At 66.2% G+C, this 10,585-nt stretch carries 7 protein-coding genes; all 7 read right to left on the minus strand.

Annotated elements, in window-relative coordinates; all coding sequences use genetic code 11:
- Window positions 1-195: 195 nt before the first annotated feature.
- Window positions 196-579, minus strand: coding sequence for a RidA family protein (locus NG701_RS07995; protein WP_058929567.1), 384 nt, complete (start codon window positions 577-579; stop codon window positions 196-198).
- Between the two features lie 38 nt (window positions 580-617).
- The gene (locus NG701_RS08000) at window positions 618-1,130 is read right to left on the minus strand and encodes a GNAT family N-acetyltransferase (protein ID WP_252566170.1); all 513 of its coding nucleotides are present in this window, start codon (window positions 1,128-1,130) and stop codon (window positions 618-620) included.
- A gap of 26 nt (window positions 1,131-1,156) precedes the next feature.
- The gene (locus NG701_RS08005; RefSeq protein WP_252566172.1) at window positions 1,157-1,975 is read right to left on the minus strand and encodes an inositol monophosphatase family protein; all 819 of its coding nucleotides are present in this window, start codon (window positions 1,973-1,975) and stop codon (window positions 1,157-1,159) included.
- Window positions 1,972-4,302, minus strand: coding sequence for an NAD-dependent DNA ligase LigA (gene ligA / locus NG701_RS08010; protein WP_308292589.1), 2,331 nt, complete (start codon window positions 4,300-4,302; stop codon window positions 1,972-1,974). Before ligA ends, NG701_RS08005 begins: the two co-directional genes overlap by 4 nt.
- A 446-nt stretch (window positions 4,303-4,748) precedes the next feature.
- Window positions 4,749-5,315, minus strand: a complete 567-nt coding sequence (locus NG701_RS08015) for a hypothetical protein (RefSeq protein WP_252566175.1) — start codon at window positions 5,313-5,315, stop codon at window positions 4,749-4,751.
- A gap of 122 nt (window positions 5,316-5,437) precedes the next feature.
- The gene (locus tag NG701_RS08020; RefSeq protein ID WP_252566178.1) at window positions 5,438-9,883 is read right to left on the minus strand and encodes a type VII secretion EssC family protein; all 4,446 of its coding nucleotides are present in this window, start codon (window positions 9,881-9,883) and stop codon (window positions 5,438-5,440) included.
- The gene (locus tag NG701_RS08025; RefSeq protein WP_104061062.1) at window positions 9,880-10,584 is read right to left on the minus strand and encodes a hypothetical protein; all 705 of its coding nucleotides are present in this window, start codon (window positions 10,582-10,584) and stop codon (window positions 9,880-9,882) included. Before NG701_RS08025 ends, NG701_RS08020 begins: the two co-directional genes overlap by 4 nt.
- Between the last annotated feature and the right edge of the window lies 1 nt (window position 10,585).

A 10,585-nucleotide genomic window follows, 5' to 3' on the forward strand; every position in this document is an offset into this window, starting at 1 on the left:
GCCGGCCGGGGAAACCCCGCCGGCCGTTGGCTCCTGCCCAAAAACGATCCGCCACCATCTCGAAGGAAAACCCGTCCCAACGCTTGACAAAAAACATAGGGACACCCCCTTAAGCGCGAACTGGCAGAAAACACGCTCAAAGTCGCGATTTGAGGGTATTACCTGCCAGTTCCCGCGGGGGTGCGGGCGGATAGGCTAGCTGGCGCTCTTCTGGGCCACGAGCTCGATTTCGACGAGCATCTTCGGGTCAAGGAACGGCAGGACGTGCACAAGGGCAAGCGTGGGGCGGATCTCGCCGAAGACTTCGCCGTGGGCGCGGCCGGCCTCTTCCCATTTGCTGATGTCCGTCAGGTACAGCTTGGACTGGACCACGTCTTCGAAGCTGAAGCCGGCATCGGCCAGGACCACGCCGAGCTTCTGCAGGATGTACTGCGTCTGCGTGTAGAAGTCCTCGCCCACAATGCCGTCCTCGCCGCTGGCGGCCGTGGCGGAAATATAGAGCGTGTTGTCCACCTGGACGGCGCGGGAGTAGCCGAGGGTCTGCTCCCAGACGGAGCCGGTGCCGAATGTTTTGCGCATGGTGGGCCTTTCAGTGCCGAAAATGAGTCGGCACCACTTTAGGTTGACTGGACGTCAAGCCGGTAAACCAGCAGCTTTATGTCGGTGCCCGGAATCGGCCAGTCACGCTCGGGGACTCGTTTGAAGCCCGTCTTCCGGTAGAGGCCATGGGCGCTCTCCCAGGTCCCGCCGGTGGTGAGGGCCACGCCCGTGATCCCCTCCAGCGATTTCGCATGCTCAATGATGGCTTCCACCATGGCCTTGCCTGCGCCGCTGCGCTGCACCGCGGGATCCACCACAAGCATCCGGAACTCCAGCTCATCAGCGAGGGCGATGTCGGCGAACGGTTCACCTGCCAGTGCCAGCGTCACGGAACCCACCACCTGCCGGTCACGCTCGGCAACCCAGATCGTGGCCTTCGCGGCACGTGCGGCAACATCCTGGATCTGCTGCATATAGGGGTGGTCCGCGCCGTCGAAATACCCTGCTGCCAGGTACGAGTCCACGGTGATCCTGGCGATGGCCTGGAAGTCTGCCTCAACGGCCGGTCGGATGGTTATTTGCGATTGCACCTGACAATGCTAGTGGCGCAGCAGCGTCACAGCGGAAACTTGCCGGACAGCGCCAAGGTCCCGGCGCAGGTCCAGGCGGACAGCCTGTCCTCGTCGGCGGGTCCGCCGTCCAGCGGACTGGCCAGCCGGGGACGCCGGACCCAGCAACCGGCTTCCTCGGCAATCAGCGCACCGGCGGAGAAGTCATGTTCGTTGAGCCCGCGTTCGCCGTAGGCGTCGTGGGTCCCGTCAGCCACCATGCAGAGGTCCAGCGCCGCGGAGCCCAGCCGCCGGACGTCGGCGAATCCATCCATAAGACTGCCCAGCAGTGCAGCCTGCTCGGCGCGGATGGCGGGGTCGTAACTGAAGCCGGTGGCGAGGATCTGCCCGGCGCGGTCCGGCGCCGGACCCTGGAGCTGCGTCACCCGGCCGCCTTCTTCCAGCCACGCACCCTGGCCGCGGGCAGCGTAGTAGACACGGCCCAGCGCCGGGGCGTTGACGACGCCGGCCAGCCAGACGCCGTCGGAATCCGCCACTGCCACGGAGGTGGCGTAGTAGACGATGTTCCGGATGAAGTTGGTGGTACCGTCCAGCGGGTCGATGGACCAGCGGTAGCCGCTGGGGGCAGCGGGCCTCGTGGTGCCATGCTCCTCCCCCGTAATGGTGTCCTGTGGACGGGCAGCCGTGATGGCATCCCGAACGGCATTCTCCGCCGCGACATCAAAGGCCGTAACCCAGTCGCCGGCGTCGCCTTTGTTGCTGACGTCCAGCGTCTCGCCATTGCGGGAAGCCAGCACGGCGGCGCCGGCGGCGGCTGCTTGCCGGGCCACCGCAAGCAGTTCGGTGCTGAGGTCCGGATGGCTCATTCGGCTGCCTCTTCTGATTCTGTGGACGTCGGTATGGGCGTGGCTTCGGCAGCGGGGGCCGGGCCGTTCGCAAGGAGTTCCCGGAACCCGTCCTCGTCCAGGACGGGAATTACGAGCTGTTCGGCTTTGTCCAGTTTGGTGCCTGCGCTTTCGCCGGCGATGACGTAGCTGGTGTTTTTGGAGACGGAACCGGCAGCTTTGCCGCCCCTGATGAGGATGGCTTCCTTGGCCTCGTCCCGGCTGAAGTTCGGCAGGGAGCCGGTAACCACAATGGTCAACCCTTCCAGGGTCCGCGGCATGGAGTGGTCGCGCTCGTCCTCCATGCGGACCCCGGCCGCAGCCCAGCGGTCGATGATTTCCACGTGCCAGTCCTCGGCGAACCATTCCTTCAGCGCGGCCGCGATGGTGGGGCCGACACCATCCACATGGGCCAGGTCTTCCTCCGAGGCGTTCCGGATGCCGTCCATGGTGCCGAACGCGGCGGCCAGGGCCCGTGAGGCGCGGGGACCAACATGCCGGATGGACAGGGCAACGAGCACCCGCCACAGCGGCTGCGTCTTGGCTTTGGTCAGTTCGTCGAAGAGCTTGTTCGTGGTTGCCGTGGGCTTGGACGGTGTTTTGGCGGTGGCTCGAGACCAGAAGTACGGGACCAGGTCCCACGTACCCGTGCTCACGCCCTTGGTGCGCTTCTCGCGCCAGACCTTCACGTCTGCCAGTTTGTTCCGCAGCTCGTCCAGTCCGGAATCCGCAGCCAGTTCGAACAGTGCGGACTCACTGGTCAGGATACCGTCGCCGGCCGGTTCCACCCTTCCGCCGTTGGTGGCTGGATCCGCACCCGGTCCGGAGGTCAGCGCGATGGCTGCCTCCCAGCCCAGGGCCTCGATATCGAAGCCGCCGCGCCCGGCCAGGTGGAAGACGCGCTCCCGAAGCTGCGCCGGGCAGGAGCGGGCGTTGGGGCAGCGGATGTCCACGTCACCTTCCTTGGCCGGTGCCAGCGGTGTGCCGCAGGCAGGGCATTCGGTGGGCATCACGAAGTCCCGCACGGGTGGTTTCTGCTGGTCGCGCAGGGCGAGCACCGGCCCCACAATTTCCGGAATGACGTCCCCGGCCTTCCGCAGGACAACGATGTCGCCGACCTTCACACCCTTGGCCTTGACGACGTCCTGGTTGTGCAGCGTGGCCATCTCCACGGTGGACCCGGCCACCTTGACGGGCGTCATGATGCCGAACGGGGTGACGCGTCCGGTGCGTCCGACGTTGACTGCAATGTCCAGCAATTTGGTGTGGACTTCTTCCGGCGGGTATTTATAGGCCACGGCCCACCGCGGCACCCGGGTGGTGTAGCCCAAGGCACGCTGGGTGGCGAGATCGTCCACCTTGACCACAATGCCGTCGATTTCATGCATGAGGTTGTGCCGTTGTTCGCCATAGCGCTTGATGAAGGCAAGGATCTCCGGCAGGCCCCCGAGAACCTCGAAGTACGGGCTGACGGGAAGGCCCCATTGTTCCAGCACGCCGTAGGTCTGGGACTGGCTCAGGGTTTCCAGCCCTTCGCGCGCACCAATGCCATGGACATACATCCGCAACGGACGCTTGGCGGTTTCCGCCGGATCCTTTTGCCTGATCGAACCGGCGGCGGCATTCCTGGGGTTGGCCAGCGGCGCCTTGCCGGCTTCGATCAGTGCCTCATTGAATTCCGCAAAAGCCTTTGAAGGGATAAAGACCTCGCCCCGGATTTCCACCTCCGGGGGAAAGCCGGTGCCCGTCAGTTCCGTCGGGATTTCCTTGATCGTCAGGACGTTGTGGGTGATGTCTTCACCCGTGGTTCCGTCACCTCTGGTGGCCGCCCGGACCAGTTTCCCGTCGCGGTACAACAGGTTGACCGCGAGGCCGTCAATCTTCAGTTCCGTGAGCCACGCGAGCTGAGCCGTATCCCCCAGCTTGCTGACACCGGCCTCGGCTTTGGTGATCCAGGCCTCCAGCTCCTCCAAGGAAAAGACGTCCTCGAGGCTGTACATCCGCTGCAGATGTTCGACGGCGGCGAACGCTGCTGAGACTTCCCCGCCAACCTCCTGCGTGGGCGAATCATTGGCGACCAACTCCGGATGCAGGGCCTCGATCTCCTCCAGGCGCCGGAACAATTCGTCGAATTCGGTGTCGGAGACCAGGGGTTCGTCCTCCTGGTAATACGCAAACCGGTACTTCCTGACCAGGTCCGTCAGGTTCTCATATTCTTCGCGCACTGAACCGGCGGGGACGGCGTCCGGCTCGGTTAGTTCCTCAGTGCTGTTTGCTGTTTCCTCTGCGGGGACCGGTGCTGTGCTCACAGACCTATCTTGCCTTACCGCCCCGACATTGCGCCCAAACGCCTGCTGCGCCGCCGTGCCCCGCGGTTAAGTGCCGCGGGGCCCGGACACTGTGCTGTGTCCGGGCCCCGCGTTAAAGCTTCTGCGATTAGCGTGAAGCCTGGGTCCTGCTCGTTGGCGTTCTTGGTGGCCTTCTGGCCGGCATCCTTGAGCGCCTGGATGACCTGGTTCAGAGCTGCGGGGTGCGTGCCTGACCATTCGCCGCGGAAGTGAGTGGCGTCCGGGCCTTCCAAGCAACGCTGCCCATGGGCACGGAACGCCTCCATGTAGGTAGCAGTAACTGTCGTTATGAGCGCTCATAACGACAGTTACTGCTACCTAGTTGGGAAGGTCGGGGCTGAGGAAGGCGGGGCGGGTTGGGGAGCGAAACCTGGATCTCGACAAGCTCGATCACCGGATAACAAAGGTCAGTGTGAGGCGAGGCGGTTCCGGCTCCACCAGGCGAAGGCGAGGCCGGCGACTCCCACCAGCAGCACGCCCGCCATGATGGCCAGCAGGCCGGGGCCGCCGAAGAGCCCGGAGCCGTCGTTCCGGGAAACGGCGGCGGCCTGTGTGGGCTTGGCCGACTTGGTGACTGGCTTGTTCCAGTTCGATTCCGTGGACGGGGGTGCGGACGACGGTGGGCTGGGGATGGTGGTGCTGGGCGCGGCCGACGGCGATTCCTCACTCGGCGACGCGCTCGGTTCCGGGGCGAGGGTGGGAACCGTTACCGGTGCTGGCGCCACGGGCGGCGGCGCCGGGGGCTGGGTTGGGACGATTGGGGACGGGACTACCGGCGGCACTTCAGGTTTGCCCTTGCCCGGATCGTTAGGCTCGGTGCTGGCCGTTTCACAGTTCAGCAGGCACCACTGCGGCGTGGGTTCGCCGTCTTCGGCCTGCGCCGGGACCGCCGCCGAAAGGCCAACCAAGAGCGCCAGCACCGCAGCGGCCGCAGCAGCGGACACGTCGCGGAGCACGGATGAGGATCGGATCATGGTTACCTTTTCGACAGCGCGCGGCACCCCCTGCCGCAGCGAACAGTGTTTCCGGTAGTCTCCTACAACGCGGCACGGGCCCGCAAATCCAATGGATCTACGGGCCCGTGGGAAGCAACGGCTCAGCCCCTGTTTTCCGGCGGCAGCGCAATCTGCAGTTTCCGAGCCTTGCCGCGGCCCACGATGTAGCCGCGGCCCGGTATGAACTCCGGGCTGACCCGGCCCAGCGACGTGTTGAGCAGACTGTCCCCTTCGATGTCGCCCGGGTTGATGAGCAGGCCCCGGCGTCCGGATTTGAAGGGCTGGGACAGCGACCAGGCGGAGGACCAGGTTGATGTTTCCGATTCCCCGATGACCCACTGGTCGGCCTTGATGGACGCCGTCACGAGCTGCGATACGCCCGATTCCGCCACGGTATCCGTGAACTCGGTCAGGCCCTCGATGAAGATCGCCAGCTTCCCGGGGTTCCCGGAAGAGTGCTCCGTGAGGTCCTCGATGATCTCAGCCAGGTCATCGGCACCCACCACCGAACGGTTCCAGAGCGGCAGCGACGCCACCGCGGACCGGCGGGAGCCGATGTACACCAGCTCCGTGTCCGGGTTGGACCGGCGCAGCGCGTAGGCCATGGTCACCAGCGCCACCGTCCTGCCCGCCCCTGGCGGACCCGCCAGAAGCAGCGGTCCCTGGGCCATGATCCCGGCCGGCTGCAGGGTTTCGTCGTCGACGCCGATGACGGGAAGGTCCGGGCTGCCGGGAGGCAGCACGTCCAGATCCACCTGTTCGGGAAGCCGCTGGATTTTCGGTGCCGATTCCAGCCCCTGGCGCAACATCGCCTGGCTGAGCTTGTGGACTTCGCGGGCCTGCAGCGCCAGGTTCGAGTTGCCGCCCAGGACGGCGAGCTGGACCTCGTAGCCGCCCAGCATGCCGCGCCCCGGCGGTGAGGAACTGGTGAGGACGTCCTTCGCGACGTCCATGGACATGTAGTCGTCCTCGGACGTCAGCCGCAGCACCAGCCGGCGCTGGATGGAAGCCAGCAATGTCGCCGGTACGGCGTTGGGCCGGTCACCGGTGACCACGAGGTGGATCCCCAGGGGACGGCCGTCGGTGGCCAGCTGCAGGAAGATGTCCCAGAGTGCGGACAGGCGGCTGAATTCGTACGTTTCGCGGAACGCCGAAATGCCGTCCAGCAGCACGAAAATCCGCTTCTCGTCCGGGCGGTTGGCCAGGGTCCGGTATTCGACGATGGTGGAGGCCCTGACCTCGGCGAACCGGGCGGACCTTTCGTCGGCGATGTCCCGGAGCAGGCGGAGAAGCCGGCCGACGCGTTCCACGTCGTCACCGTTGATGATCTCGCCGACGTGCGGCAGCTCTTCGAGCATCTTCAGCCCGGAGGAACCGCAATCGATCCCGTAGATGTGCACGGGCCCGCCGCGGGGCGTGACGGCGGCGGCAATCGCAATGCCCCGCAGGGCGGCGGACTTTCCGGAGCCGCCTGTGCCGTAGATGGCCATGTTGCCGTCCTGGTCCGGCTCGTAGAACACCGTGGGCTGTTCCTGGCGGGCAGGATCATCCGCCACACCCAGCAGCAGCCGTTCGTCCGTCCGGGGGTTCGGGAGCTTGGAGAAGTCGTACGTCTTGGCCAGCTCGTCCAGCCACGGTTTGCGCGGCGGCCGGATGGCCAGCGATTCCGCGGCCCTGACGATGTTGGTGGTCATTCTGGCGATGTCATTGGGTCCGGCCGGAGCTTCCTTGACGGGCTTCTCCGGGGCGGGCGCCTCCCAGCTGGGCCCTGACCCGAAGGCCATTTCCACGATCTCGATCTGGGGACGCTGGGGCTTCTCCGTGGTCCAGCCGCCGGCATAGCCGGTCTGGAACCCCTGGATACGGCCGGGCCCGGTCTTGGCGGCACCGCGGCCCGGGATGGACGGGTCGAAGTAGGCCGCATCAGGCACGCCGAGGATGTCGGTGGCATCGTCCTCGTCCGCCATACGCAGGGCAACCCGGAGGTTGGTGTTGGCGCGCAGGCTGTCCTTGATGACTCCGGCGGGACGCTGCGTGGCCAGGATCAGGTGCAGGCCCAGGGACCGGCCACGGGCGGCAACATCCACCACACCGTCCACAAATTCGGGGACCTCGGTGGCCAGCGCCGCGAATTCGTCCACAACAATGATCAGGTACGGCGGAGCTTCCGGGTCGGCTTCGCGCTGGAGCCCCAACAGGTCCTTGGCCTTCTTGCGGTTCAGCAGGTGCTCGCGGTAGTGCAGCTCCGCACGGAGGGAGGTCAGGGCGCGGCGGACAAGGTGCTGGGAGAGGTCGGTGACCAGGCCCACGGTGTGGGGCAGGCTGAGGCAATCGGCAAACGCCGCCCCACCCTTGTAATCCACAAACAGGAAGCTCACGCGGTCCGGGCTGTAGGCGGCAGCCATGCCCATGACCCAGGACTGCAGGAACTCCGATTTGCCGGCGCCGGTGGTGCCGCCCACCAGCGCGTGCGGGCCCTCGTTCTTCAGGTCCAGGTAGAGCGGCTCGATTCCCTTGGAACCCACCAGCGCGCGGAGGGTCCCGTTGTCCTTCCGGTTGGGAACCGCGGAGGCATGGACTGAATTGTTCTCCACCCAGCGCTCCGCCACGGCCTGCGGGTTGTCCAGGAAGTCCTTGCCGATCAGGGTGGCGTAGGACACCGCACGCGGCAGGTCGGAGTCGTCGCTGACCGGCTTGCCAACGTCCACCACGGGCGCCAGCATCCGGGCCAGCTGCGCGGCCAGTTCGGCGTCAAGGCTTTCGCAGCTCACGGGATACGTGTGCCGTCCCAGCCGCACCTGCCCGGTGGTGGTGCCGTTTTCGCCGTCAACCACCATAAAGTCCCGGCAGGCGGCAGGGAGTGCCTGGATGTCGGTGGCCACCCACATCACGTGGACGCCGGAATCCGGCCCGCGCTCGGCGAGGCGGGTCAGCCTGCCCCGGTCCACCGGAGCATCGTCCTCGACGATGACCAGGACCGCCGGCAGCACCGGGACCGGGATCTCGTCCTTGGCAGGGTCCACGGATCCCCGGTGTTCCGGGGTGGAGCGCTTGGCCATGGCTTCGCGTGCGTCGAGCAGGTCCTCAAGCCTGGCCACGAGGGAGGAGCCGCTGGCTGAACCGGCGGCCAGGTGGTCGCCGTTGAGGGGGCTGTGGCCGGAGCCCACGTGGGGCAGCCACTGCAGCCAGTCCCAGCGCTGCCGGGACTGCGCCGACGTAATGGCTGTCACCACGGCTTCCGCGGGCGAGTGCAGGCCCACGAACTGCAGGACCATGCCGCGCGCAACGTCGTCAACCAGGCCCCGGGCTCCGGCCACGCCGAAGGACCCGGCGGTGCGCAGCTGGGAGACCATCGGGACACCCTCGATGTCCCTGAACTGCTTCAGGCAGTCCTGGATCTCGCGCATGAATTCAGCTTCGGTGTCGTTGCTGTTGGGTTCCTCGAACAGGATGCGTGATGTACCGGTGCCGAGCCCGAACCGCAGACCCAGGAAACCGGTGTGCTCGGGGCGGTGGGTCCACAGCAGCGGACCGAGTTTGTAGATGGAATCCACGGTGTCGCTGACCGACGGTGCTTCCTGCAGGCGGACCGCGCGTTCCACGTGCTGCAGTTCGGTGATGTCCTGCCGGAACGCAGCCATGGACTCCCGGAACTGTTTGAGCTGTTCCTTCTGCTGGCGCCTGGTCTGCATCTTGTGGTCCACGTAGTGACCCACAATGAACAGCGGCATCATCATCATGAACACCACCGAGAGGATGTTCCGCGTGACCGCGAACATGATGCCGCCCATCAGCAGCGGCGCCATCAGCATGATGTATGGGAACGGCTGGTGGTCCGGACGCTTGGGTCCGGCCGGTGGCACGCGCTTAGGCGCCTCAAAGCGGGGAACCACCCGCGGGGAGCGGTTGAAATCGACAAGGGGCGACGTCGGGGCTGCCGCCAGGTTGCGGCCCAGCGGCACCACGGTAACGGTGGTCTCCCCCAGCGTCACCGTGTCCGAGGAGTTCAGGGTGGCCCGAGTGACCGGCAGGCCGTCCATCAGGAGGCCGTTGGCGGAGTTCGTATCCACGATCTCCACGCTCTCGCCCACGGTGATGCGGGCGTGGCGTTTGGAGGTCAGGGGGTCCGTGAGCCGGATGTCCACGTCCCGGTCCCGGCCGATGTAGCTGGTGCCGGAAGGCAGCGAAAATTCCTGGCCGACGTCGGGCCCGGAAAGGATCCGCAGGGTGGCTGCGGCGGGTCCGCGGTTGGCGCCGGGTGCGTTGAAGAGTTCGCTGACCTCGGTCAGGGACACCACGGATCCCGGCCGCAGGCCCGATTCAAGGAGGTTGTCCGTGCGGGTCAGGACGCTGCCGCGCACGCCGCCGCCCACAAAGGCCTCGTCGATGCGGAGCGAAAGGTTTTCCGGTGCCGGTGATCCCTTGCGGTCGGGGTCCGCGACCCATAGCTGTGTGGCGATATCCGCCACCGTGGCCAGGCCGTCGACGGTGACGGCCAGGTCCTTGGTTTCCGCCGGGTCCCGGCGGAGTGTCAGCCGGATCCTCATCCTTCGTCCACGCCCCTCATCTTTTCCAGTAAGTACAAATCATCGGGGGTGACCAGGTGGGAGGTGACGGCGTGCTCGACGAGCCTCGCGCGCCGGTTGGTGGCCAGTTTCCCGCCGCCGCCGCGGAGGCCCACCACGCCCACGCGGTCAAGTTTGTCGCAGACGTTGTCGAGCTTTCGGTTGAACCGGGTGAGTGCCCAGCCCAGGGTCTTGGCCGCCGCAGCCGAGGACGGGATGGCGCTGAATCCGGTCCCTTCCCGCCGCAGCATGGGTTCGGCCAGGGCCACGATAAGGGCCCTTTGCGAGTCGGTGAAGACCACGGGGCCGATGGTGGTATCGCCGTTGCTGTCGTCCTCGCGTGATTCCTGGCGGAAGGACGGCGTCTTGAGGTGGACGGCGAACTCATACGTGGTGGGCCCGGCGGTGAAAATGACGTTTGTGTGGCTGAACACCAGCGGGATGCGCGCCCCCGGCGACAGCCAGGCCTGCATCCCGCCTGAACCGTCGGCGACGGTGGCGGACAACATCCCGCCCACGTTGCTCAGCCACCAGATCCCGTCGTAGCGGGCCACCTGCAGGAACTGGCGGTGAAGGTACGGGTTGTCGTCCACCTCAAGGTCGCCTTCACGGCCGATGTTGAAGATTTCCTCATCGGACGGTTCGTACCATTCACCACAGAAATCTATTGCTAGATCCCCCATT

This window comes from Pseudarthrobacter cellobiosi (genome assembly GCF_023913815.1).
Lineage (GTDB): Bacteria > Actinomycetota > Actinomycetes > Actinomycetales > Micrococcaceae > Arthrobacter > Arthrobacter cellobiosi.